General features: G+C 55.2%; 22 protein-coding genes and 1 tRNA gene. 12 read left to right on the top strand and 11 right to left on the bottom strand.

The window, feature by feature from the left end:
- Positions 1 to 140: 140 nt before the first annotated feature.
- Positions 141 to 515 carry a hypothetical protein gene (locus VL547_RS04945; protein ID WP_325575828.1) on the bottom strand — a complete coding sequence of 125 codons (375 nt, stop codon included), beginning with the start codon at positions 513 to 515 and terminating at the stop codon, positions 141 to 143.
- A gap of 621 nt (positions 516 to 1,136) precedes the next feature.
- Between VL547_RS04945 and VL547_RS04940 the strand changes: the two genes are divergently transcribed.
- Together VL547_RS04940 and VL547_RS04935 are read left to right on the top strand one after the other, a co-directional pair.
- On the top strand, positions 1,137 to 1,412 hold the full coding sequence (locus VL547_RS04940) for a recombinase family protein (protein ID WP_325575826.1): 276 nt from the start codon (positions 1,137 to 1,139) through the stop codon (positions 1,410 to 1,412).
- 107 nt (positions 1,413 to 1,519) lie between these two features.
- Positions 1,520 to 2,659 carry a recombinase family protein gene (locus tag VL547_RS04935; protein WP_325575824.1) on the top strand — a complete coding sequence of 380 codons (1,140 nt, stop codon included), beginning with the start codon at positions 1,520 to 1,522 and terminating at the stop codon, positions 2,657 to 2,659.
- Here VL547_RS04935 and VL547_RS04930 read toward each other — a convergent pair.
- The 4 genes from VL547_RS04930 to VL547_RS04915 all read right to left on the bottom strand — a co-directional run bounded on the left by VL547_RS04930 (position 2,641) and on the right by VL547_RS04915 (position 5,445).
- Positions 2,641 to 2,714 (bottom strand) — tRNA-Met (locus VL547_RS04930). The genes VL547_RS04935 and VL547_RS04930 overlap by 19 nt on opposite strands.
- Positions 2,715 to 3,275: 561 nt before the next feature.
- Positions 3,276 to 4,469, bottom strand: a complete 1,194-nt coding sequence (locus VL547_RS04925) for a pyridoxal phosphate-dependent aminotransferase (RefSeq protein ID WP_325575822.1) — start codon at positions 4,467 to 4,469, stop codon at positions 3,276 to 3,278.
- A 126-nt stretch (positions 4,470 to 4,595) separates the two neighbouring features.
- A complete protein-coding gene (locus tag VL547_RS04920; RefSeq protein ID WP_325575820.1) occupies positions 4,596 to 5,015 on the bottom strand; it encodes a DUF1573 domain-containing protein in 420 nt (139 codons plus the stop codon).
- 16 nt (positions 5,016 to 5,031) lie between these two features.
- Positions 5,032 to 5,445 (bottom strand): DUF1573 domain-containing protein, encoded by a 414-nt coding sequence (locus VL547_RS04915; protein ID WP_325575818.1) that lies wholly within the window; start codon positions 5,443 to 5,445, stop codon positions 5,032 to 5,034.
- A 69-nt stretch (positions 5,446 to 5,514) separates the two neighbouring features.
- Here VL547_RS04915 and VL547_RS04910 point away from each other — a divergent pair, with 69 nt between their 5' ends.
- The 5 genes from VL547_RS04910 to VL547_RS04890 all read left to right on the top strand — a co-directional run bounded on the left by VL547_RS04910 (position 5,515) and on the right by VL547_RS04890 (position 11,577).
- Positions 5,515 to 7,896, top strand: coding sequence for an alpha-ketoacid dehydrogenase subunit alpha/beta (locus VL547_RS04910; RefSeq protein ID WP_325575816.1), 2,382 nt, complete (start codon positions 5,515 to 5,517; stop codon positions 7,894 to 7,896).
- The gene (locus VL547_RS04905; protein WP_325575814.1) at positions 7,893 to 8,672 is read left to right on the top strand and encodes a PhzF family phenazine biosynthesis protein; all 780 of its coding nucleotides are present in this window, start codon (positions 7,893 to 7,895) and stop codon (positions 8,670 to 8,672) included. Before VL547_RS04910 ends, VL547_RS04905 begins: the two co-directional genes overlap by 4 nt.
- Positions 8,673 to 8,760: 88 nt before the next feature.
- On the top strand, positions 8,761 to 9,696 hold the full coding sequence (gene mdh, locus VL547_RS04900; RefSeq protein ID WP_325575812.1) for a malate dehydrogenase: 936 nt from the start codon (positions 8,761 to 8,763) through the stop codon (positions 9,694 to 9,696).
- A 112-nt stretch (positions 9,697 to 9,808) separates the two neighbouring features.
- Positions 9,809 to 10,180 (top strand): BlaI/MecI/CopY family transcriptional regulator, encoded by a 372-nt coding sequence (locus tag VL547_RS04895; protein ID WP_325575810.1) that lies wholly within the window; start codon positions 9,809 to 9,811, stop codon positions 10,178 to 10,180.
- Entirely contained in the window at positions 10,177 to 11,577 is a 1,401-nt protein-coding gene (locus VL547_RS04890; RefSeq protein WP_325575808.1) for a M56 family metallopeptidase, read from the top strand. The genes VL547_RS04895 and VL547_RS04890 overlap by 4 nt, the downstream gene beginning before the upstream one ends.
- Positions 11,578 to 11,580: 3 nt before the next feature.
- Here VL547_RS04890 and VL547_RS04885 read toward each other — a convergent pair whose 3' ends face one another.
- Genes VL547_RS04885 through VL547_RS04865 form a run of 5 tightly spaced genes read right to left on the bottom strand, consistent with a single transcriptional unit; the run spans position 11,581 to position 16,902 of the window.
- Positions 11,581 to 12,666 carry a DUF3667 domain-containing protein gene (locus tag VL547_RS04885; RefSeq protein ID WP_325575806.1) on the bottom strand — a complete coding sequence of 362 codons (1,086 nt, stop codon included), beginning with the start codon at positions 12,664 to 12,666 and terminating at the stop codon, positions 11,581 to 11,583.
- Positions 12,656 to 13,639 (bottom strand): glycosyltransferase family 9 protein, encoded by a 984-nt coding sequence (locus VL547_RS04880; protein ID WP_325575804.1) that lies wholly within the window; start codon positions 13,637 to 13,639, stop codon positions 12,656 to 12,658. The genes VL547_RS04885 and VL547_RS04880 overlap by 11 nt, the downstream gene beginning before the upstream one ends.
- Positions 13,636 to 14,886, bottom strand: coding sequence for an MFS transporter (locus tag VL547_RS04875; protein ID WP_325575802.1), 1,251 nt, complete (start codon positions 14,884 to 14,886; stop codon positions 13,636 to 13,638). Before VL547_RS04875 ends, VL547_RS04880 begins: the two co-directional genes overlap by 4 nt.
- Entirely contained in the window at positions 14,883 to 15,560 is a 678-nt protein-coding gene (locus VL547_RS04870) for a DedA family protein (RefSeq protein WP_325575800.1), read from the bottom strand. Before VL547_RS04870 ends, VL547_RS04875 begins: the two co-directional genes overlap by 4 nt.
- A gap of 28 nt (positions 15,561 to 15,588) precedes the next feature.
- Positions 15,589 to 16,902 (bottom strand): dicarboxylate/amino acid:cation symporter, encoded by a 1,314-nt coding sequence (locus VL547_RS04865; protein WP_325575798.1) that lies wholly within the window; start codon positions 16,900 to 16,902, stop codon positions 15,589 to 15,591.
- Positions 16,903 to 17,022: 120 nt separating this feature from the next.
- On the opposite strand from VL547_RS04865, the gene VL547_RS04860 reads away from it, so the two are divergent.
- Both VL547_RS04860 and VL547_RS04855 read left to right on the top strand, forming a co-directional pair.
- Positions 17,023 to 18,624 carry an amino acid permease gene (locus VL547_RS04860; protein ID WP_325575795.1) on the top strand — a complete coding sequence of 534 codons (1,602 nt, stop codon included), beginning with the start codon at positions 17,023 to 17,025 and terminating at the stop codon, positions 18,622 to 18,624.
- Positions 18,625 to 18,724: 100 nt separating this feature from the next.
- Positions 18,725 to 19,447: a YebC/PmpR family DNA-binding transcriptional regulator gene (locus VL547_RS04855; RefSeq protein ID WP_325575793.1), complete on the top strand. Its 723-nt coding sequence runs from the start codon at positions 18,725 to 18,727 to the stop codon at positions 19,445 to 19,447.
- A 15-nt stretch (positions 19,448 to 19,462) separates the two neighbouring features.
- On the opposite strand, the gene VL547_RS04850 is transcribed toward VL547_RS04855, so the two are convergent.
- On the bottom strand, positions 19,463 to 19,987 hold the full coding sequence (locus VL547_RS04850) for a TlpA family protein disulfide reductase (RefSeq protein WP_325575789.1): 525 nt from the start codon (positions 19,985 to 19,987) through the stop codon (positions 19,463 to 19,465).
- 105 nt (positions 19,988 to 20,092) lie between these two features.
- Between VL547_RS04850 and efp the strand changes: the two genes are divergently transcribed.
- From efp to accC, 3 genes are read left to right on the top strand one after another with little or no spacing between them, the layout of a single operon-like run.
- Positions 20,093 to 20,659 (top strand): elongation factor P, encoded by a 567-nt coding sequence (gene efp / locus VL547_RS04845; RefSeq protein WP_325575788.1) that lies wholly within the window; start codon positions 20,093 to 20,095, stop codon positions 20,657 to 20,659.
- A gap of 47 nt (positions 20,660 to 20,706) precedes the next feature.
- The gene (gene accB, locus VL547_RS04840) at positions 20,707 to 21,177 is read left to right on the top strand and encodes an acetyl-CoA carboxylase biotin carboxyl carrier protein (RefSeq protein WP_325575786.1); all 471 of its coding nucleotides are present in this window, start codon (positions 20,707 to 20,709) and stop codon (positions 21,175 to 21,177) included.
- 9 nt (positions 21,178 to 21,186) lie between these two features.
- Positions 21,187 to 22,524, top strand: a complete 1,338-nt coding sequence (gene accC / locus VL547_RS04835) for an acetyl-CoA carboxylase biotin carboxylase subunit (RefSeq protein WP_325575784.1) — start codon at positions 21,187 to 21,189, stop codon at positions 22,522 to 22,524.
- The last annotated feature ends 148 nt before the right edge of the window (positions 22,525 to 22,672 follow it).

Genomic DNA, 22,672 nt, shown 5'->3' with positions numbered 1-22,672 from the left:
TATCTGCAGTCCACAAAATGGCGATTTCGTTTTGATTCGCTTGTGGATTGGAAATCTGAAGAAAACAGGGGATGATCCTGTAAACTCTGGTACACCCCTGTTTAATTTTAAGCGATATTTCACCCCGAGTTTTCTTCCTTTTAAAGCAAAGAATCCAGGTTGAAAATTTTAGGACTGGTCACTCCATACTCTCGAATATTGTCCTTTAAATCCATCCAAAGACGGATATTATAATCCGCCAGTTCGACTATTTCTGCCTCAGTGAGATGATGAGGATTTGAAACCGTTGGGCCTTTTTTCTTTTCCGCGTTTGTTTTGTCCTGTTTGTTTTCTTGTGCTTCTTTGGCCTTTTCTACGGTTGGTTTGTCTTCGGCCTCCTGTTCTATGCAGGAGAAAATGTTGGGGGCATAGCCTTCGCCTATAGCAAGCGATTTTCCGATTGCAATGCTATTGCCGAACAATTTGATTTGTTTCCCTGTACTCAGTTTCAGGGTTCTTCTTTTGAAGTCTGCCATAAAATTTTATTTTACTTATTTGTCAATAGTGATTCAATGAAATATATGGGAGGGGGGCCACGGTTATATGCTCGGGGAGTCGGGGAGAGTTCAAATGTCCAATTGACATCAATCTTTTTACTAACTGTCAGCATTCTTCACTTTTTCATTTTCCTCTAATCTGCTATTTGATAAAAATAGAAGTTATCACGAAATGTGACTTACGCTAAATACGCCTAAGTAAATGGTTGGTAAAAAGAATCATTTCGAATTACAGCCGCCGGAGTATTTGGGTCGAGATATTTCAGTTAGGGTAACGGTTAGCCTTACCAAAAAGTTCCAAACCCTTTGCCATATTTGTAGGCTGCAAATCCCTGAAAGTATAAGGTGGCTTTCCCGGGTTTTCAAGACAGAAGGGATGCTAGAAGTGCCTTGGAATTTATTATTCCCGGAATTATTTGGGAAGATATTGCGCAAGAATGTGATAAAGATAAACAGCGATTGAAAGGAGTTTTTTGCGAGATATATTGGTAAATTTATGATATGTTCAAAGACCGGTGAAGAAGAGATGAGTGAGGAGGAGCAAAGGTTATTGGACTTACTTGCTTCAATAATTGCTGAAATTATAGTAAAAGAAATTTCATGAATGCGATCGGCTACCTCCGGCTAAGTATGCGGGATCAATCAAGGTATTCTTTAGAGTATCAGGAATCCAGCATCAATGAATATTGCAAGCGGAATAATATTGAGCTGTTGGCTGTTTTTAAGGACAATGGCCAAAGCAGCTATAATTTTGATCGCCCGAACTATATCGCGCTGGAAAATTTTATCAAGAAGCATAAAGGAGGGGTGAATTATTTGATCGTTATGGATCATGACAGGTTCAGTCGAAATCTTCCGGAGGCGCTGATGAAATAAAGTCTCTAGAGAATAAATTCAAGATTAAGGTAGTAGCTACAAATGAATCTCCTGATCTGGACACTAACGATCCGGATGTATTTTTAAATCGAGCTTTCAAATATTTGATGGCAAATAATGAGCTATTGAGAATCCGACAAAGAACGTCGAGGGGGATTAGAACAGCCTTAGAAGGCGGACGGTTTGTCAACAGAGCGCCTTACGGATATTACAATCAAAAAGCGGAAGGACGGAAAGGCGTAATTCTAGTTAACGAAGAAGAGGCGGCAATTATAAGGAAGGTTTTTTTCGATTTTCTTTTGGGACAGCCGATTACCCAAATTCATAAGAATGTAAAATCTTTGGGTTATCCCGGTATAAGCAAAAGTGCGATCAGGAGACTATTGGAGAATTGTATTTATGCCGGGCTGGTAAAAGTGCCTGAAAGTATTTCAGGCCCGGAACGCTATGTAAAAGGAATTCATACGCCTATTGTTACTGCGGTCGATTTTTGGCGGTGCCAGGAAATATTAGGCAATAAACCGGCGTTAAAAAGTCTTCCCAAGGACGATGTACCCTTAAGAGGGATTTTACGGCATTCCTGCGGGGCAAGTATGACTGCCGGGTACAGCAAGGGAAAGAATAAGTATTATCTGTATTACCGATGTACCCAATGTAGTAATATCAATATTCCCGGGGAGAAACTCCACGATAAATTCGAACAGATCCTGGACTTGCTCAGTTTTAGTCAACGGCAGATTGACTACCTGGTTGGGCATGTCAAGGAAAAAATAGCCGATTTTTTGGGGAGCAAAAAAAATCTGGCCAAAAGCAGGGTGGAGGAACTAAGTGCCATTGAGGCGAAAATTGATGGATTGGAGGAAAAGATGGTGAATGACGAGATTGAGAACGCCACCTATAAAAAGTGGTTTAAAAAGTTCAGCGTCCGAAAATCGATCCTTGAGGCTGAGATAATAGAATTGAATAAACCGGATGATGAGAACTTAAGTAGGGCAGTGCGCCTGATTCCGGCACTATTGGATTTGAAGGCGATTTTTAAGAGGGCAACCGTTTTCCAAAAACATAGTATTCTGCGAGAGGTGTTCAAAGGTGGTCTCACATACGTAGGGGATGCATTTAGAACACCCTTCCTTCATCCGGCATTAGCTCATAATGAATTGATTATTAAAGAAAAAGGGCTGCTCTTTGCAGAACAGCCCTATCAAAATTTGGGTAAAATTACCGGATGTAGCGAGATCGGGAGTTGAACCCGAGACCTCCGGGTTATGAATCCGACGCTCTAACCATCTGAGCTATCTCGCCAAAAATGGGATTGCAAAGATAGGGATTGACGCGATTCGCCCAGCGCGCCTTTCGAAGTTTTTGTTGCGCACCGCGGAGCCGCGGGGCCGCGGGGCCGTGAGGCTACGGGGGAGTACAGAGGGGGCGCCTTAGTCCGCCAAGGGGGATTGCAACGGGGGCTTGCCCCCGTTGCTGCGACGCATATGATGATATTTGGCCGAGGCTTAAGTTCTATGAGCCCAAGCCTCGGCCAAAAAACAGGGTCCCCCTGGGAACAGGGGGACCGTAAACGATTGCTTGCTATGTGAAAAGGAAATGCTCTATTTTTTATGGTCTCCGTCACCATTTTTGGGCTTCAGAGCGGTTCGATGCAAATATCACAGCTTCTTGTAAGGCGTCCTGAGGAACCGTGTTACCAAATTCTAATTTCTAACAGATTTCGTATTTATTTTTTTAATCATTTATTGATTTCTATGCTAAAATACGAAAAAAATGGATTTGCAAGTAAAAAATAATATATAGTTATAAATATAATGTGAATCACCAGCGATACCGCAAGCAGCGGCGATGCGGGTGCGGCACTTATATCTTCCCGGGGTAAACCTGTAGCGCCTTCTCCAGGCAATCCATAGCCCGTGCCAAATCCCCTTTATTAAGGACATAAGCCAACCGTACTTCCTGGCGTCCCAGCCCGGGCGTCCCATAGAATCCGGAGGCGGGTGCCAGCATGACCGTTTGGCCTTCATGGGAGAAGGACTCCAGGAGCCATTGGCAGAAAGTGTCGGCATTATCGACGGGAAGGGAGGCCATGGCATAGAAGGCGCCGCCGGGGTTGGGGCAGTAGACGCCGGACATGCCGTTCAGCCGCTTGACGAGGAGGTCGCGGCGGGACTGGTACTCCGCGCGGGTGGTATCGAAATAGTTTTCGGGGAGGTCGACGGCGGCTTCGCCGGCGATCTGGGCGAAACTCGGCGGGCTCAGGCGGGCTTGGGCGAACTTCATAACGGCGTCGAGTACGGCCTTGTTGCGCGTGACGAGGGCGCCGATCCGGCCGCCGCAGGCGCTGTAGCGTTTGGAGATGGTGTCCATGAGGATCACGTGATCGTCCGCGCCTTTTAAATGCATGGCGCTGGTGTGCTCGCCGTCGTAACAGAACTCACGGTAGGCCTCGTCCGAAAAAAGATACAGACCATGACGCACGGCGATGTCGCGTAACGTCTCGAGCTCGGTAAGGGGATACAGGTAGCCGGTAGGGTTGTTGGGGTTGCACAGCATGATCGCCTTGGTCCGGGGCGTGATGGCGGCCTCGAACGCCTCGGCGGGCGGGAGGGCGAAACCGTTCCGGATGTCTGCGGTCAGGGGAACGACCTTTACGCCGGCCTCCACGGCGAAGCCGTTGTAATTGGCGTAAAAGGGCTCGGGTATGATGATCTCGTCACCCGCGTCGAGGCAGGTCATCATCGCAAAGAGGATGGCCTCGGACCCGCCGGTGGTGACGATGATCTGGTTGTACGTGACGTTTACGCCGACCCGGCCGTAGTATTCTACGAGCTTGCGGCGGTAGCTTTCGTTACCCGCGCTATGGCTATATTCCAATACCTTGAAGTCGAAGTGGCGGACGGCGTCCAGGACAGGCGCCGGGGTTTCGATATCGGGTTGACCGATGTTGAGGTGGAAAACTTTGACGCCTTTTTGCTTGGCGGCCTCGGCATAGGGCACCAGCTTCCGGATCGGTGAAGGGGGCATGAGCTGCCCGCGATGGCTGATTTGTAACATGGCGCAAACCTACGAAAAAACGGCGCCCCGCCGAGGGGGCGCGCCGCAAAACACGGGCGCGCCGTAGATAAGGGGGCAAAAAAAAGCCGCCCGTAAAGGGCGGCTTCCCATTCCACAAAGGAGCAATTATTTGGACCCGGTCTTAACCGGTGTGGTTGCGGGCGCCGCGTCGTTGAAAACGGTACCCACGATATTCAAACCCACCTGCTCGTTGATGCCGGCGAATTTCACGTAAACGGTCTTGTTGAAGTTACCCACGACGGCGGCATTGTAGGTGGCGGTGATGGTGCCATCCTTGCCGGGGGCGATGGGGGCCTTGGTATAGTCGGACTTGGTGCAACCGCAAGAGGGTTGTACGTTCTCGATGATCAGCGGGGTGGAGCCGACATTGGTTACGGTAAAGGTGCCGGTTACGGGGGAGCCGACCTTTACCTTGCCGAGGTCGATGGTCGAGCTGGCGAATTTTGCGACGTCGCTGGCCTTCTTGGTTTGGGCCGTGGTATAAATAGCCAGTAGGGTAAATACGGCAAGAAACAGATGCTTCATTTGGAGATAGATTTTTTTATTGTCTGACTAATTGGATTCCTGTATTCAAAGGTACAGAAGTATCCGGGGTTTTCCATACTTCGCCTTTAATATAGATTTGCTGGTGTAAGTTACTGGCGTAGAAGAGGCTTACGTACTTGTTGAAGGTCCCTTCGCCGGCAGCATTATAGGTCACCGGAATGGCCGTGCTGTCGCCCGGGAGGACGGGTTTATCGCTCCAGCGGGGGGTGGTGCAGCCGCAGGAAGCCTCGACGTGGGCGAGCCGGAGGGTATCCTTGCCGTGGTTATACAACACAAAAGTATAAGTGACCGGTTTCCCCTGGGGAATCAGTCCAAAGTCGTGTGTGGTTTCAGTGGGTTCGAGCTGGCTCTGCGCGTGGACAAATTGAGCCGCCAGGAGTAGTGAAAACAGGAGGCATGGTCTTAGCATACGGATTGAATTTTGGGCGGGGGCGTCTGCCCCGGCTCTACGAATATACAAAAAAGGTATTTTTGTTTAATGGAGAACCAAATCTATCAGGATACGATTGCTGGAGAAAAGCTTTCCTTTGACCGCTTCCGCGAGGAAGTCCTGAAGGACTACAGGATCGCCTGCGAAAGCAGGGAAGCCAGCCTGTTAGGGCGCCGGGAGGTATTGACCGGGAAGGCCAAATTCGGCATTTTCGGGGATGGGAAGGAGATCGCCCAGGTCGCAATGGCCAAGTTTTTCCGGCCGGGAGATTTCCGGGCGGGTTACTACCGGGACCAGACCTGGATGTTTGCCTCCGGTTTGTCCTCTATAGAGCAGTTTTTTGCGCAGCTATATTCGAACCCCGACGTCGAGCACGAGCCTTTTAGCGGAGGCCGCCAGATGAACGCCCACTTCGCCACCCCCTTCGTGAACCCCGACGGGACGTGGATGCCCCTGGCGGACACGAAGAACGTCACCTCCGACATCGCCCCCACGGCGGGCCAGATGCCGCGGGCGCTGGGTCTGGCTTTTGCGTCGTCGCTTTTCCGTAATTCCCCGGCGTTAAAACCATTCACCGACCTGTCCCATAACGGGAATGAGGTGTGCTTTTGCACGATCGGGGATGCGGCTACGAGCGAAGGACACTTTTGGGAAACGATGAACGCCGCCGGCGTCTTACAGGTACCGCTGGCCGTCTTCGTATGGGACGACGGGTACGGTATCTCGGTACCCCGGAAATACCAGACCGTAAAGGGATCCATCTCCGAAGCCCTCAAAGGCTTCCAGCAAAAGGAAGGAACCAACGGCATCGATATATACCGCGTCCGGGCCTGGGACTATGCAGGGATGTGCGAGGTCTTCGAAAAGGGCATCCGCAAGACCCGGGAGACACATATACCGGCGGTTTTTCACGTCGAAGAGGTGACCCAGCCACAGGGGCACTCGACGTCCGGCAGTCACGAACGCTACAAGTCACAGGAGCGCCTGGAATGGGAACGGGAATGGGATTGCCTTCCGAAGATGCGGGAGTGGCTGTTCCAAAATGCCCTGGCTTCGGAGTCGGAGCTGGAGGAACTGGAAGCGGCCGCCAAGATTTCCGTCCGGACCAGCAAGGACCGCGCCTGGGAAGCCTATTGCGCGCCCATCCAGGAACAGCTCACGCATGCCGTATTCCTGTTGAACGGCCTGCTGGGGCAAGGCGGCGACCGGGATACCCGGGTACAACAGATCATAAAGGACCTGACGTCCAAACGGGAACCCTTGCGCAAGGACATCATGCACGCCTTGAGCGCGGCCAACCTGCTTACAAAAGAACCCGCGATCGAGCAGTACTACCAGGCGCTCAAGGACCTCAACCGGGACATCTATAACAGCTATCTCTATAATGAAGGGCCGGCCAGCGCGCTGAACGTCGGCGAAACGCCCAAGGAGTTCGCCGACGGAGCTCCGATGGTCAACGGCTTCGAGGTCCTCAACCGGTACTTCGACACCCTGTTTGCACACAACCCCAAGGTCATGGCCTTTGGGGAAGACGTGGGCAAGATCGGGGACGTCAATCAGGGTTTTGCCGGGCTTCAGGAGAAATACGGCAAAGAGCGCATTTTCGATACGGGTATCCGTGAGCTGACCATCATGGGTCAGGGAATGGGGCTGGCCCTGCGTGGATTGCGCCCGATTGCAGAGATACAATACCTCGATTACCTACTCTACGGGCTGGAGCCCCTGAGCGACGACGTCGCCACCACGCATTATCGAACGATGGGGCAACAGAGCTGCCCCCTGATCGTCCGTACCCGGGGACACCGGCTCGAGGGCGTCTGGCACAGCGGCTCGCCGATGGGTATGGTCCTCGGCTCCCTGAGGGGCATGTATGTCTGCGTCCCCCGCAACATGGTTCAGGCCGTGGGTATGTACAATACCCTTTTAAAAGGAAACGACCCCGCCCTCATGGTCGAAAGCCTCAACGGCTATCGCCTCAAGGAACGCCTGCCGTCCAACCTGCTGGAGTATACCGTACCCCTGGGGGTGCCGGAGATCATCCGCGAAGGCACGGACATCACCATCGTCTCTTACGGTTCCACGCTCCGCATCCTGCAGGAGGCCGCCGTCATCCTCGAACAGCTGGGGATCCAGTGCGAAATCGTGGACGTCCAGACGCTGCTACCGTTCGATCGTCCGCAGACCATCCTGAAGTCGCTCCGCAAAACGAACCGCATCCTGTTCGTCGACGAGGACGTGCCCAGTGGCGCCGTCGCCTATATGTTCACCGAGGTCATCGAGGGACAGGGCGCCTACCGCTGGCTGGACGCCGCTCCCCGCACCCTTGCCGCAAAGGCCCACCGCCCGGGTTATGGCAGCGACGGGGACTACTTCAGCAAGCCCAACGTCGACGAGGTGATCGAAGTTGTAAAAAGCATGATGGAGGAGTGAACTTACCGCTCTACCAAATAGACGCTTTTGCAGCAAGACCGTTTTCCGGGAACCCTGCTGCCGTGGTGCCGCTGGATGAGTGGTTACCCGACGGCGTCTTGCTGGACATCGCCCGGGAAAACAACCTGTCCGAGACGGCGTACTTCGTGCCACGAGGTGCCGGCTTCCACATCCGCTGGTTCACGCCTGGCGGCGAAGTCAACCTTTGCGGACATGCGACCCTGGCTTCGGCGTATGTGTTATTCCACGAACTGGGCTACGCCGGCGACGTGGTCCGCTTCCATTCATTGAGCGGACCGTTGGAGGTGCGCCGTGGCGAAAAGCTCACGCTCGATTTCCCCGCGTGGCCGCCCAGGCCGCTAACCGATATACCCGAGACACTTACCCGCGCCCTCAACTGTGAAATCGTTGGCGTCCACGAGCACCGCGACCTCCTGGTCGAATTGGAAGACGAAACAACCATAAAAAACCTCCGCCCCGATTTCGGCGCCTTGAAGGAGCTGCAACAATGCGTCATCGTCACGGCCAGGGGGACAGACTGCGACTTCGTGTCGCGTTTCTTCGCCCCTCACCTGGGTATAGACGAGGACCCTGTAACCGGTTCCGCGCATACGCAACTAACGCCCTTCTGGTCCGCCCGGTTGGCTAAGAACGAATTGTTCGCCAAACAGTTATCCCGTAGGGGCGGGGACCTTTGGTGCCGCTTGACGGGCGACCGCGTGATGATAGCGGGAGAATGCGCTTTTTTTCTGAAAGGCGCCATCACCCTGCCCTAGTTCCCCTACCTTTGCCTCGCAAAAGCGAACCGCGGTACGACGTGGTGCGACAGCAAAGCGTGATTATTCACTTTTATCAATCAATATTATGCCGACTAAAGTAACGGTTGTGGGCGCCGGCGCGGTAGGCGCCACGGTGGCCGACAACATCGCCCGGGCAGAGCTGTGCGAAGAACTGGTATTGCTGGACATCAAAGAAGGCCTGGCCGAAGGTAAGGCCCTGGACATGACCCAAACGGCCGCCCTGCTGGGTTTTGACACCAAGATCACCGGTTCGACCAACGACTACAGCAAAACGGCGGGTTCCTCCGTGGTAGTGATCACCTCCGGTCTGCCCCGCAAGCCGGGCATGACCCGCGAAGAGCTGATCGGGACCAACGCGGGGATCGTTAAAGGAGTAGCGCAAAACATCCTGAAGTATTCCCCCGACGCCATCCTGATCATCATCTCCAACCCGATGGACACGATGACCTACCTGGCCCTCACGTCGCTGGGATTGCCCAAGAACCGCATCATCGGCATGGGCGGCGCCCTGGACAGCGCGCGTTTCCGCTGCTATCTGAGCCTTGCCCTGGGTTGTTCCCCTGCCGACCTGAACGCCATCGTCGTCGGCGGTCACGGAGATACGACCATGATCCCGCTGATCGGCAAGGCTACCTGGAACAGCCTCCCCGTCACGAAATTCCTGACGGAAGAACAGCAAAAGCAGATCGTGGCCGACACCATGGTCGGTGGCGCCACCCTCACCAAGCTGATAGGCACCTCCGCCTGGTACGCACCCGGCGCCGCCGGCGCCGCCATGGTGGAAAGCATCCTCCGCGACGAAAAGAAGCTCATTACCTGCTCCGTCCTCCTGGAAGGCGAATATGGGCAAAAGGACATCTGTCTCGGGGTACCCGTGATCCTTGGCAAGAACGGCTGGGAAAAGATCCTCGACCTCGACCTGACCGCCGATGAGAAAGCCGCCTTTGCGAAAAGCGCGGACGCGGTACGGAGCATGAACGACGTGCTCAAGACCCTTTAGTAAGCCGCTACGCTAACATACGAGCCCGGGGTGCGAAAAAAAGTGCCTCGGGCTCTTGACTTTTTCCAATGCATGTTCTACATTTGTAGAATACAATCTAAGTTTGTAGAATATGGGCCTTTCAAAAGCGGAAGAAGAGTTGATGGAGCACATCTGGTCCGGCGGCGCGGTTTTCATGAAAGACCTGCTGGACCGGTATCCGGACCCCAAACCAGCGAGCACGACGGTAGCCACGCTCCTGAAGCGCATGTCGGAAAAGGGATACGTGGGGTACAAGGTGTTCGGGAACTCACGGCAGTATTACCCTCTGGTCAGCAAAAACGACTACTTCTCCCGGCACCTGAAAAATATCGTGGAGAACTATTTCGACAATTCTACGTTGCGGTTCGCCTCGTTCTTTACACAGTCGGGTAATATGACGCCGGCGGAGCTCGAGGCGTTGAAAAAGATCATCGAGGACGAAATCCAAAAACAGGGAAAATGATCTTGTATATCATAAAAACGATTGCCTGCTCCGCGGTGCTATGGGCGGTCTACAAGCTTGTCCTGGAAAACGCGAAGATGAACCGGTTCAAGCGGATGTACCTTTTGCTGGCGTTGGTGTTGTCCTTTATTGCCCCCCTCTTTGAATTCCCGACGCCGGCAACGACGCCTGTACTGGCCATGGTGGCGGGTTTCCAGGTAACGACAGTGACCCAGCCAGCCTCTCATGTGCCGGCCGGCGGCCTGGACTATGGGGTGTGGCTTTGGATCCTCTACGGCGCCGTTACCGCATTCCTTTTCGGTAAATATTGTAACAATATCCTGGCGTTCTACCGGAAAACAAAAGGGAAAGATACCGCCAGCTACCGGGGTGTCGCCGTCGTTTTTTCAGCCGACGCGACCGCTCCCTACAGCTTCTGGAACCACATCTTCATATCCAGGGAAGACTTCAACGACCCATCGACGGATGACCGCATCCTTTGTCACGAGGCGGCCCACGTCCGCCAGTGGCACTCGCTGGACATAGTTTTCCTCGAGCTGCTACGCACCGTCGCGTGGTTCAATCCGCTGCTGTATGGGTATAAGCGGTCCATCCAGTTAAACCACGAGTTCCTGGCCGACGAAGCCGTGCTCCGTGTCTACCCGGGAGCAGGGAATTATCTCCAATTGATGCTGCATCATACGGCCCGTGTTTCCGGTGTTTACCTCAGCAGCAGCTTTAATTTTCCGACCACTAAAAAAAGATTCACTATGGTTACGAAAAAAACTTCCCTGGCCGCCGCCATGGGCAGGACAGCCGTCGCATCTTTGTTCCTTGCGGGCTGTCTGTATCTTTTCCCCGGGAGAGGCGCGGCGCAACAACCGCCAGTCCCCAGGGCGGCCACGAAACCGGGGCCCGGGGCGTCGGATGAAGAGATGAAAGAGGCCCGGCGGTTGATAGCGCCTTATATACACCAGGACAACAACCGCCTGATAGCCTTTTTCGGCAAGATCCCCGACGACACCAAGCTCAGGCTCCATGATCTCTTTGACAAAATGACCGGCGATCAAAGGGCGTCAGTGCCGTTTGGCTTTGAAAGGATGCCGCCCCCGCCTCCCGCGATGAGCGGCCCGGTAACCGCCCAACAACTGGAGTCCTGGAAGGACGGTGAAACCTATGGGGTATGGATCGACGAGAAAAGGATCAGGAACGCATCGCTGAGTAAATATTCCAGCGCCGATTTTGCCACGGTATATGTCTCCAGGCTTACCGCCGTCGCCAGGAAGAACGACGGATTCCGGTACCAGGTTGATCTAATGACCCACGACTTCTACGCATCGTATTACAAGAAGGCCATGGCCGACACGAATAAGTTCGTGATGACGTTTCACGCCGACGTCGTGAAGTTCGGGAAATAGGAGCTAGGCCGTCATGAAATCATAGATACCTACTCCCACCAGCGCCAGCAGCAGCACCAGGAGGTACATCAGGCATAAGGCCAGCGACTTGATAAAAGACAGCCAAAGGACCTCTGCGTACGTCCGCGACAGGGCGAAAGCCAGGTAGGTGAAAATAAGGACGAGCGGTATGCAGAGCAGTATGAGCGCCAGCCACTGCGAATCCGTCGGGATCTTCAAGATGAGCAGTCCAAGCAGGAAAGCGATGAACACGAAAGCGTGGAAATGCAGCGAAAATATGACGTGCTGCGTGTAGATATACCTCTGATGGTTGTAAAACCAGCCTACAAACCAGGCGAACAGTGGCAGCAGCACGAACATCAGTTTCGGGATATTCTGTCCGATATTTTCCCGTATGGTCACGACACCCTTGCCCGGATGGCGCTGGCGGATATGAATCATGCGGTGCGTCGCCCAGCGGGCGAATCCGCTTTCCCGTGTGCTGTCGGGCCGGGCCGCCTGGATGGAGTCGTACTGGGATATACGCTGGTACCTGTTCTCGACGATCTCCATATCGGTAGCAAACTCGTTGTCGTTCGCACCCAGGTGAAAGCCCCAGGACTCGGCTGTGTCGGCGGCGTTGCGGGCCGTGTCCAGTCGCGAAGCCAGGGACCGGTAGACGGACGCGCGGATGCTGTCGTTTACGGGCGCGGCTTCCCGCAGGCTGTCGGCAATCCGCTGGCTGAAGGCGTTTGCGGCCGCCGGGTGGAGCTCCGGGGCCAGCGGCGGCGCTTCCTCGCTCCCGCCGAAGAGCACGATAAAAAAGAGCGCCGAGATAAACACGTACATCCGGATCGGGTTCAGGTAGCTGGCGCGCCGGCCGGCGTTGTATTCGCGGGTCAGAAAACCCGGTTTGAACAGCAGGTCCCTCAGCGACGTGATAAACTTCGAATCGTAGTGGGTGATGTCGGAAAAAAAGTGCCCGATCAGGTGGCCGATCGATTCCCGGGGGTCGGCGTTTTCCTGGCCGCAGCGGGAACAATAGCGTTCTTCCACCGTGAACCCGCAGTTGAGACAGGTCTTGTCGTGCCGGAGGTGACTACCTTTCATGAATAGCATTTACGATGCCCGCGATATCCTGGCGTTCCATGCATTTAAAGTGGCCGAGGGGGCATTTATCATACCCGATTTTACTGCAGGGGCGGCACCAGAGCGGTTTTACTTCGAAGATACCAAACGTTTGCTTCGAACGGCTTCCATAATACGGCGTCATTCCAAACGCGGGCACCGTATTCCCCCAAACCGAAAGGATGGGTTTCTGGAAGGCCGCCGCGATGTGCATCAGCCCGGTGTCGTGGCTGATGATGAGCTTGGCGCCCCGGACCAGGTCGGCCGATTCGTGCAGGCTGAATTTGCCGCAGGCGTTGTAGATCTTGATGGGATCGATGGCCGCGATCAGGTCGCCGTCCACCTTGTCCTCCGGGCCGCCCATAAGCACCAGGGGGTGTTGGATCGAGCCGCACAATTCCTTGAGCTTGTGTAGCGGCAGCTTCTTGGTCCCCAGCGCGGCGCCGATGACGACGCCGATATAACCGACGGAGTGGGAGAGGGGCAGGTCACCGGGCCGGACGTGCTCGTCGCGCGGTATAAAATAGTCGAGCCCCCGGCCGTCGTTGGTGACGCCCAGCTTTGACACCGTCTCCATATACCGGTCCACGATGTGGACCTTGGGCATGACGTTTAATTTTAGCGCGGTCAGGAACCACTTCCGGATGTTCAGCTTCGGGAACGACCAGCTCTGCACCTTCAGCGCCTTTTTTACCCGCAGCGTCCTGAGGTTGTGGTGCAGGTCGATCAGGTAGTCGAAGCGCTCCCGCTGTAGCTTGTCGATCATCCCGTCCCAGTCGTCTTCGAGGTAGTGACAACGGTCGATGTGTGGGTTGCTTTCGACGACGGCCTTATAGGCGGGTTTGGTCAGGTAGTGGATCTCCGCCGTGTTCGCCTGTTCCTTGAGACAGCGGACTACCGGCGACGTCAGGACGATGTCGCCAATGGAAGAAAAGCGGATAATCAGTACTTTCATCGTTCGATATAGTCAAGGTCCTTGCCAAACGTCTCCTCCGTCATCACCAGCGCGACCGAGGCGATCGCGAAAACGATGATCCCCGTGATCCAGCCGCTCATATAGTAGTCTTTGCCCGCGGCAAAGTGACCCCTGAAACCATTGAACAAGGCCGTTACCAGCACGAGCGATCCGCGGGCCATATTGGGCACGGTCGTGGCTACCGTCGCACGGATGTTGGTCCCGAATTGTTCGGCCGCCATCGTGACGAACATCGCCCAGAAACCGGTCCCGAACCCGAGCACGAGGCACACCCAATACACGGTGGCCGGTAGTGCGCCCTGGAGGTTGAAAAACCAGATCACCCCCGCCATGGTAATCACATGGAACAACCAAAGCGAGTTTTTCCGGCTTTTCATCCACTGACTGACGAACCCTATGAGGACGTCCCCCACCGCAATGGCGACGTAGGCCACCATGACGGCTTTACCTGGGTCGACGGACCCCTTGACGCCCATTTGGGAAGAGAACTTGTCGGAAAAGGAAATCAGGATCCCGATCACAAACCAGTTGGGCAGCGCGATCAGGATGGCCGTGATATACTTGCGGAAACGACGGCCGTTGGTGAATAAGGATAAGAAGGCCCCCTTTTTGACGTCGCTGCCCTCCATATTCTTATATAGCCCGGATTCGAGTACGCCCACGCGGAGGAACAGCAACAAAAAGCCGAGGCCTCCACCGATAAAATAACACATCCGCCAGCCTTCCCCATCCGCGCCCACGAACCAGACCCGGATAAAGTAGGCGAACACCGCGCCGCTCAGACCGATGCCGGCGACCAGGGAGGTGGCGATGCCGCGTTTTTCCCTGGGCATCAGCTCGCTCACCAGGGTGATGCCGGCCCCCAGCTCCCCGGCCAGGCCGAGCCCGGTGACAAAACGCGCCAGGGCGTATTGCGCGAAAGTATGTACGAACCCGTTGGCTATGCTGCCCAGCGAATACAGTATGATCGAAGCGAAAAGGACGCGCAGCCGGCCCTTTTTATCCCCCAGCACGCCCCAGATGATGCCGCCGATGAGCAGACCGATCATCTGGATGTTCAGGATCAACAGCCCCTGCCTGGCGACGTCGTCGCCGGTGAGCCCGAGGGACTTCAGGGAAGGTACGCGGATGATGCTGAACAGGAGAAGGTCGTAGACGTCGACAAAATAGCCCAGGGCGCCCACGATGACGGGGAGTGAAAAAAGAATGGCCGTTCTTTTATTCATTTGACGGTTTTCGTTTTCCTGGAGAAAAGTTTTATCAGCACCGGCGCGGTCGTGATAACGACGATGCCGATGACGATCAATTCCAGGTGGTCCTTGAGGTCGAAGTGGAACTGGTTCCAGATAAACTGATTGAGATAGTGGCCGGCGAACAGCATGGCAAAAACCCAGGCCACGCAGCCTATGACGTTGTAGATGAAAAAATGCTTCCGTTCCATTTTAACCACCCCCGCCACGATCGGTGCGAAGGTGCGGACGATGGGCAGAAAGCGCGCGTAAACGATGGCCGCGCCTCCGTGTTCTTCGTAGAACTCGTGGGCCTGGTGGAGGTATTTTTTCTTGAAGAACCAGGTGTCCTTCCGTTCGTATAGGAAGGGGCCGCTCTTGCGACCGAACCAATACCCGACCAGGTTGCCCAGGATACCCATGATGGAAATCAATATCCACAGGATGATCAGGCTGAGGACGTCGCTATGGGTTGTTACGATCGTACTGACCAGTAGATTATTGTAGATACCCGCCACGAAAAGAAGGGAGTCGCCCGGCAGGAAGAAACCAAAAAAGAGACCGGTTTCGGCAAAGACGATAAACAACAGGAGCCATAGACCGCCCAGGTTTATATAGAATTCCGGTTTTACGAGCTGATGCCAGTCGAAGCTGAGGAGCAAAAGATGCATAATGAGTTAAATAGGGCGGTAAAATAAGCTATATTTCTTGATCTGTTGTTACTCTTGGCGGAGCCGGAACCCTTTTAAACGGAGTTCCCGGGGGAATGAACGCCGGGCGGAGGGCGTTTTCCCACTTACAAACCACCGCGGTGGCAATGCTGTTCCCGATGACGTTCGTGCCGCTCCGGCCCATGTCGAGCAACTGGTCGATCCCGATGATAAGGCCGACGCCTTCCACCGGTATGCCGAAGACGGGAGTAATGGCGGTGATGACGACCAGCGCGGCCCGGGGAACCCCGGCCATGCCCTTGCTGGAGAGCATCAGGAACAGCAGCATGGTCATCTGGTGGGCGAAGCTCAGGTGAACCCCGTACGCCTGGGCGATAAAAAGGCTCCCGAAGGTCATATAGATCATGCTCCCGTCCAGGTTGAAAGAATACCCCAGGGGAAGGACGAAACTGACGATTTTCTCTTCACAACCGAAGTTCTCGAGCTGGGTGACCAGTTGGGGAAAAGCGGCCTCCGAGCTGGCCGTGGTCAACGCCAGCAGCACTGGGTCCAGGATAAAACGGATGAGCTGGAAAATGCGCCTCCGGATAAACAGGGCGCCGCCCGCAAAGAGGAACAGCCATAAGACCACCAGCGCCACATAAAATTCCAGGATAAAGGTCCCGAAGGTTTTGAGCACCTCCGGACCGAGCACCGCCAGGGTGGCCGCCATCGACCCGAATGCGGCCAGGGGCGCAAAGTTCATGATATACCCGGTCATCGTGAGCATGATCTTGGCCAGCGCGTCGAGCCCCCGTATGATCGGCATGGCCGGTTCGCCGACCGCTGCGGCGGCCATCCCGAAAAAGATGGAAAAGACCACGATCTGCAGGATCATATTGGTCGCCATGGCATCGGCGATGCTCGACGGGAAGGCGTGCGTAACGAAACTCTGGAACGATATATCCGCCTTGGGCAACGGCACGCCGCCGTCGGGCCTGGCCACCAGGTGCATGTGCATACCCGGTTCGAAGAGATTGACAAAGAGTGCGCCCAGCGCCAGCGAAACAAACGACGCGCCGATAAACCAAGCCACCGTTTTGCCCCCAATCCTCCCGATTGCCTTGCCGTCACCCAGCTTGAAAATGCCCACGACCAGCGTGGAAAACACCAGGGGCGCAATGATGACCTTCACCAGGTTCAGGAAGATGACCGTCAGGAATTTGATGTCTTCGGCGAACTTCACCGTTGCGTGCGCCGACGACGTCTCGTGGATCAGGGTGCCCAGGGCGATACCCAGGACCATCGCGGCAACAATGAAAATGCTTAAGCGGCTCGGCCTGCGTTGTTTCGTCAGCTCCATAAAAAATCCACGGCGTTCTACGTGCAATATCCAGTTTTTCCAGGATAGGTCGCAAAAAAGCGGCAAAAAATGCTATTTTGCCCACTTTATCATCATCGAAAACCAAGAATAAATCTGAGTATGAGTTTGTTTGTCAAAAAACCGCTGGGTCAACTGCTGGCTCAGGCGTCCGATAGCCATGGGCTCAAACGTACGCTGGGACCGGGTAACCTGGTGGCCCTGGGAGTTGGTGCGATCATCGGCGCCGGTTTGTTCGTGCGGACGGCGGCCGCTTCGGCCGAAGCCGCGGGTCCGGCCGTTACGATTTCCTTCCTGGTGGCAGCCGTCGGTTGTGTGTTCGCTGGGTTGTGTTATGCCGAGTTTGCCGCCATGATCCCCATTGCCGGGAGCGCTTATACTTATGCTTATACGACCCTCGGGGAGTTGGTGGCCTGGGTGATCGGCTGGGCCCTGATCATGGAATACGCACTCGGGGCAACCACGGTGTCCATTTCCTGGAGCGAATACCTTAATAAATTATTGGGGGGGCGAATACCATACGCGTGGTGCCATTCGCCCATGGAGCACGTCAACATCGTCTCGGGCGACGCCCTCCGGCAATTTCCCGCCGAGTTGGCCAATGGCGCAAAGAACGGGGTTTTAATGCTCAGCGACAGGCAATTAGGCGGTCTTACGCCGGACCTGCACGGACTCGTCCAGTCTTTCCATGGCATCATGAACATCCCCGCCCTGATCATCCTGCTGCTCATCAGCCTGCTGCTCATCAAGGGCACCGCGGAATCGGCCATGGTGAACGCCATCATCGTCATCCTGAAAGTATCCATTGTATTGGTTTTCATAGCTGTAGGCTGGCATTTCATCAACCCCGCCAACCACACGCCCTACGTCATTCCCGAGGGTACGCCCGGTCATGAAGGTTTCTTCAAGCACGGCATCCCCGGTATCCTGGGGGGAGCGAGTATCGTGTTCTTTGCCTTTATCGGTTTCGACGCGGTGTCGACGGCTGCCCAGGAAGCCAAAAACCCCAAAAAGGACATGCCCATCGGCATCCTGGGCTCGCTCGTGGTGTGTACGATCCTGTATATCCTGTTCTCCTATGTATTGACCGGTGTGGCGAATTGGAAAGAATTCGAGCTCCAGGGGAAAGAGGCCTCGGTCGCCTACGCCATCAATACTTATATGACGGGATACGGTTGGCTGGCAACAGCGGTTACCGTGGCGATCCTGGCGGGTTTCTCGTCCGTGATCCTGGTGATGCTGCTGGGGCAGTCCCGCGTATTCTACACCATGGCGGGCGACGGGCTGCTGCCCAAGGTATTCTGCGAGCTCCACCCGAAATTCCGGACGCCGTATAAGTCGAATATGATCCTGTTTGTCTTTGCGGGTCTGTTTGCCGCCTTCCTCCCGGAAAGCATAGCGGGGGACCTGACCTCCTTCGGGACTCTGTTCGCCTTCGTGCTCGTGAGCGCCGGCGTGTTGATCATGCGCCGGAACAACCCCGAAGTGGAGCGGCCGTTCCGCACTCCGCTGGTACCGCTGGTCCCCATCCTGGGCATCGTGATCTGCGGCGGAATGATCGTCGCCCTGGACCGCAACACACTCCTGGCCGCCTTTAGCTGGATGATCCTGGGGTTCTTCGTCTACTTCCTATACAGTAAAAAGCACAGTAAGCTGCAACAGGCCACCGGCGGTGAGGTCAAGACCAAGTCACCGGTACTCTGATGTCGCGGCAATATTTTAAAGGGCCCGATGGCTAATTTTTTAGCGTAGCCATCGGGCCCTTTTCCTACTTTTGCCACCACTTTAGAAAAGGAAAATTACTATGGGTCGCATATTTGAAGTCCGGAAAGCCACCATGTTTGCCCGCTGGGACAGGATGGCCAAGCAATTTACCCGAATCGGAAAGGAAATCGCCATCGCCGTAAAGGCCGGGGGCGGTGACCCGGCCACGAACCCCGCCCTGCGTCGTTGTATGCAGAACGCCAAGAGCGTCAACATGCCCAAGGACCGAGTGGAAGCCGCGATCAAACGCGCCATGGGGAAAGACTCGGAGAGCTACGACGAAATCCTGTATGAAGGCTATGCGCCGCATGGCGTGGCTATCCTGGTGGAAGCCGCTACCAATAATAATACCCGTACGGTCGCCAACCTCCGGAGCCATTTCACCAAGGGCGGCGGCGCCCTGGGCAACAGCGGCAGCGTGAGCTTCCAATTCAAGAAAATGGGTGTCTTCCGCCTTCACCCCGAAGGCATCAACATGGACGACATCGAACTGGAACTGATCGACTTCGGCCTGGAAGAACTCGGGGAAAGCACGGGCGAGAACGACGAACCGGTGCTGGTCCTCCGCTGCGCCTTCAACGACTTCGGCAAGTTGCAAAAAGGTCTGGAAGACAAGGGTATTACGCCCATCAGCGCGGAAAATGAATGGATACCCACCGTCACCGTCCCGGTGACCGACGCCCAGGCAGAGGAAGTCTCCAAGCTGATCGAAAAGCTGGAACAGGACGACGACGTCTCCAAGGTGTTTCACAACATGGCCTAGGCGCGGCGCAGTCGCTTACGATCCGCTGCCGTCGTGCGTCAGCGCGATGATCGTGCTGACCTTCGTGCCCCCGTCAAAAATCTTGACGAGCTTTTTGTGGCGGTCGTATATGGCCAGGTAAGGCACATACTGCGAACCGTAATGGCGGGAGAAAAAGAACTCGTAATCCCGGCCCATCGTGATATTGGGATAGTTGGCCAGCTTGTAATACGCCCAGAAATTCCGCATCTTATCGAACGGCAGGGCCGTGCACATCACGAACCGGACGTCTTTGAGTGAGTCCATGTTTTTCAGGATTTCCTCCGTTTGGTGCTGGCAGTGCTCGCAGTCGGGGCTGAAGTACATCAGTACGATGGGCTCGCCGGACGGAAGCTTGTCGGTATTGAAAATGGTCGTGCTGTCGACCTCCATGATGTTGAAGGGAGGGAGGGTTTTATCGGACATATAGGGTAGCTGGGCCTCCTCGGCCTGGCTTTGCTGGCTCTTCCCCGGCTGGGCGATGAGCAGGCCCAACGCCAGGAGGTATAGGATTTTCTTCATAGTGCAATTAACAAAAAAGGGCCGGGATTGGATAGGGGAGGACCGTTTTTTGTTTTGAACTGTTATATTTGCGGGCTAAATACCCTTTTTTTGTAAACTTTATTTATGGCAAATACTTCCGATATAAGGACGGGTTTGATTATTAAGCTTGACGGGGGGCTCTATTCCGTCGTCGAGTTCGGTCAGAACAAAACGGCCCGCGCGGCAGCCAAGGTGTGGGCAAAGCTCAAGGGTGTCGACAACGCACGGACGATCGAGCATACGTGGAACTCCGGGGACACCATCTTCCCGGTAAGGGTAGAAAAAAAGGCATTCCAATTCCTCTATAAGGACGATTCGGGGTATAACTTCATGGACAATGAAACGTTCGAGCAGATCGTCATGACAGAAACACTGGTGGACGCGCCCCAGTTCCTCCGCGACGGACAGGAAGTTGCCGTCCTCATTAACGGGGAAACCGAACAGCCCATGGGCGTGGAGCTCCCGGACAAAATCGTCATGAGGGTTACTTATGCGGAACCCGGGGTAAAGGGTGATACGGCTACCCGGACGCTGAAACCGGCGACCGTGGAGACCGGCGCCACGGTGATGGTGCCGTTGTTCGTGGACGAAGGGGAATTGATCCGCGTCAATACCAAGACAGGAGAGTATATCGAGCGTGTAAAAGAATAGCACCGCGGCTCTGTATAGGGCCTTCTAAACCCCAAAACAAAAAACCCATGGATTTCAAACAAATTCAGGAGCTCATTAAGATCATCAATAAATCCAATATTGGTGAGATCAGCGTAGAACAAAAGGACTTCAAGATAACGATCAAGCAGAAGGAAGACGTTGTACACACCGTGGTGGCCGCCCCCGCTCCCGCCCCGGTTTTGGCCGCTGCCCCGGCGCCGGTGGCTACCGCCCCTACCGTTGCTTCCGTCGTCGCACCGGCTGCCCCCAAGGCAGACAACCTCATCACCATCAAGAGCCCGATGATCGGCACGTTCTATCGCCGGTCGTCCCCCGACAAGCCCGCTTTCGCGGAAATCGGCGACGAGGTGAACCCGGGCAAGGTGGTATGCATCATCGAGGCCATGAAGCTGTTTAACGAGATCGAAAGCGAGGTCTCCGGAAAGATCGTCAAGGTTCTGGTCGAAGACGCCTCGCCCGTTGAATACGACCAACCGCTTTTCCTGGTCGAACCCTAATACCAAAAGATGTTTAAAAAAGTACTGATTGCCAATCGTGGAGAGATTGCGTTGCGGGTAATTCGGACGTGCAGGGAGATGGGTATCAAGACAGTGGCCGTTTACTCCACAGCGGATAAGGATAGCTTGCATGTGCGTTTTGCGGACGAAGCCGTTTGCATCGGGAAACCCGCCAGCGCCGATTCCTACCTGAATATCACCCGCCTGATGGCGGCCGCCGAAATCACCAATGCGGACGCGGTCCACCCCGGTTACGGGTTCCTGGCCGAAAACGCCCGTTTTGCCGAGATCTGTCTGGAGCACGGGATCAAGTTTATCGGGCCCACCCCCGCCATGATCCGGTCGATGGGCGACAAGATCACCGCCAAGGAAACCATGATCAAGGCCGGCGTACCCGTTATCCCGGGTAGCGAAGGCCTGCTGGACAGCGTGGAACAGGCCCGCTCGCTGGCCAAGGAAATGGGTTACCCCGTTATCATCAAGGCGACCGCCGGCGGCGGCGGTAAGGGGATGCGTGTGATCTGGGAAGACAGCGAGCTCGAAAGGGCTTACAATACCGCCAAGGCCGAGGCCCTGGCGTCCTTCAAGAACGACGGGATCTACATGGAGAAGTTCGTGGAAGAACCCCGGCACATCGAAATCCAGGTCGCCGGCGACCAATATGGCAAGGTTTGCCACCTCAGCGAACGCGATTGCTCGATCCAGCGCCGTCACCAGAAGCTGGTCGAAGAATCCCCTTCGCCCTTCATGACGCCCGACCTCCGGGAAAAAATGGGTGAAGCCGCCATCAAGGCAGCCTCCGCCATCAACTACGAGAGCGTTGGCACCATCGAGTTCCTGGTGGACAAGCACCGGAACTTCTACTTCATGGAAATGAACACGCGTATCCAGGTGGAGCACTGCGTGACCGAGGAAGTCATCAACTACGACCTCATCAAGGAACAGATCAAGATAGCCGCCGGCGTCCCCATCAGCGGCCGGAACTATATCCCCGAGATGCACGCCATCGAGTGCCGGATCAACGCGGAAGACCCGTACAACGACTTCCGCCCTTCCCCCGGGAAGATCACGGTCCTCCACCAACCCGGCGGCCACGGCGTCCGCGTCGATTCCCACATCTACGCCGGCTACGTGATCCCCCCCTTCTACGACTCCATGATCGGCAAGATCATCGCCGTCGCCCGCACCCGCGAAGAGGCCATCGACACCATGTCCCGCGCCCTCAGCGAGTACGTCATCGAAGGGGTCAAGACCACGATCCCGTTCCACCAGCAATTGATGCGCAACGAGGACTTCCGCAAGGGGAACTTCACCACGAAGTTCCTGGAGACGTTTGTGCTTCAATAAGTTACTGCGCCTCAGCGGTTTTCGGCCCCGCCCTCACCGTGTCCCCGCCCCGGCCCCGCCCCTGCGCCTAAACACGTCCGGGGGGTCTGAGGGGTCCACCCCACTTTTTTCCTCGTTTTCGCCAAACATTTGGCGAAAACGAGGAAAA

Source organism: Dinghuibacter sp. (assembly GCF_035492835.1).
GTDB lineage: Bacteria > Bacteroidota > Bacteroidia > Chitinophagales > Chitinophagaceae > Dinghuibacter.
This window is presented reverse-complemented; position numbering and strand designations above follow the sequence as displayed.

Bases quoted from the DNA above. Each gene is read 5' to 3' on its own strand.
- VL547_RS04945 (WP_325575828.1), bottom strand. From the start codon at position 515: ATGGCAGACTTCAAAAGAAGAACCCTGAAACTGAGTACAGGGAAACAA.
- VL547_RS04940 (WP_325575826.1), top strand. From the start codon at position 1,137: ATGAATGCGATCGGCTACCTCCGGCTAAGTATGCGGGATCAATCAAGG.
- VL547_RS04935 (WP_325575824.1), top strand. From the start codon at position 1,520: ATGGCAAATAATGAGCTATTGAGAATCCGACAAAGAACGTCGAGGGGG.
- VL547_RS04925 (WP_325575822.1), bottom strand. From the start codon at position 4,469: ATGTTACAAATCAGCCATCGCGGGCAGCTCATGCCCCCTTCACCGATC.
- VL547_RS04920 (WP_325575820.1), bottom strand. From the start codon at position 5,015: ATGAAGCATCTGTTTCTTGCCGTATTTACCCTACTGGCTATTTATACC.
- VL547_RS04915 (WP_325575818.1), bottom strand. From the start codon at position 5,445: ATGCTAAGACCATGCCTCCTGTTTTCACTACTCCTGGCGGCTCAATTT.
- VL547_RS04910 (WP_325575816.1), top strand. From the start codon at position 5,515: ATGGAGAACCAAATCTATCAGGATACGATTGCTGGAGAAAAGCTTTCC.
- mdh (WP_325575812.1), top strand. From the start codon at position 8,761: ATGCCGACTAAAGTAACGGTTGTGGGCGCCGGCGCGGTAGGCGCCACG.
- VL547_RS04895 (WP_325575810.1), top strand. From the start codon at position 9,809: ATGGGCCTTTCAAAAGCGGAAGAAGAGTTGATGGAGCACATCTGGTCC.
- VL547_RS04890 (WP_325575808.1), top strand. From the start codon at position 10,177: ATGATCTTGTATATCATAAAAACGATTGCCTGCTCCGCGGTGCTATGG.
- VL547_RS04885 (WP_325575806.1), bottom strand. From the start codon at position 12,666: ATGAAAGGTAGTCACCTCCGGCACGACAAGACCTGTCTCAACTGCGGG.
- VL547_RS04880 (WP_325575804.1), bottom strand. From the start codon at position 13,639: ATGAAAGTACTGATTATCCGCTTTTCTTCCATTGGCGACATCGTCCTG.
- VL547_RS04875 (WP_325575802.1), bottom strand. From the start codon at position 14,886: ATGAATAAAAGAACGGCCATTCTTTTTTCACTCCCCGTCATCGTGGGC.
- VL547_RS04870 (WP_325575800.1), bottom strand. From the start codon at position 15,560: ATGCATCTTTTGCTCCTCAGCTTCGACTGGCATCAGCTCGTAAAACCG.
- VL547_RS04865 (WP_325575798.1), bottom strand. From the start codon at position 16,902: ATGGAGCTGACGAAACAACGCAGGCCGAGCCGCTTAAGCATTTTCATT.
- VL547_RS04860 (WP_325575795.1), top strand. From the start codon at position 17,023: ATGAGTTTGTTTGTCAAAAAACCGCTGGGTCAACTGCTGGCTCAGGCG.
- VL547_RS04855 (WP_325575793.1), top strand. From the start codon at position 18,725: ATGGGTCGCATATTTGAAGTCCGGAAAGCCACCATGTTTGCCCGCTGG.
- VL547_RS04850 (WP_325575789.1), bottom strand. From the start codon at position 19,987: ATGAAGAAAATCCTATACCTCCTGGCGTTGGGCCTGCTCATCGCCCAG.
- efp (WP_325575788.1), top strand. From the start codon at position 20,093: ATGGCAAATACTTCCGATATAAGGACGGGTTTGATTATTAAGCTTGAC.
- accB (WP_325575786.1), top strand. From the start codon at position 20,707: ATGGATTTCAAACAAATTCAGGAGCTCATTAAGATCATCAATAAATCC.
- accC (WP_325575784.1), top strand. From the start codon at position 21,187: ATGTTTAAAAAAGTACTGATTGCCAATCGTGGAGAGATTGCGTTGCGG.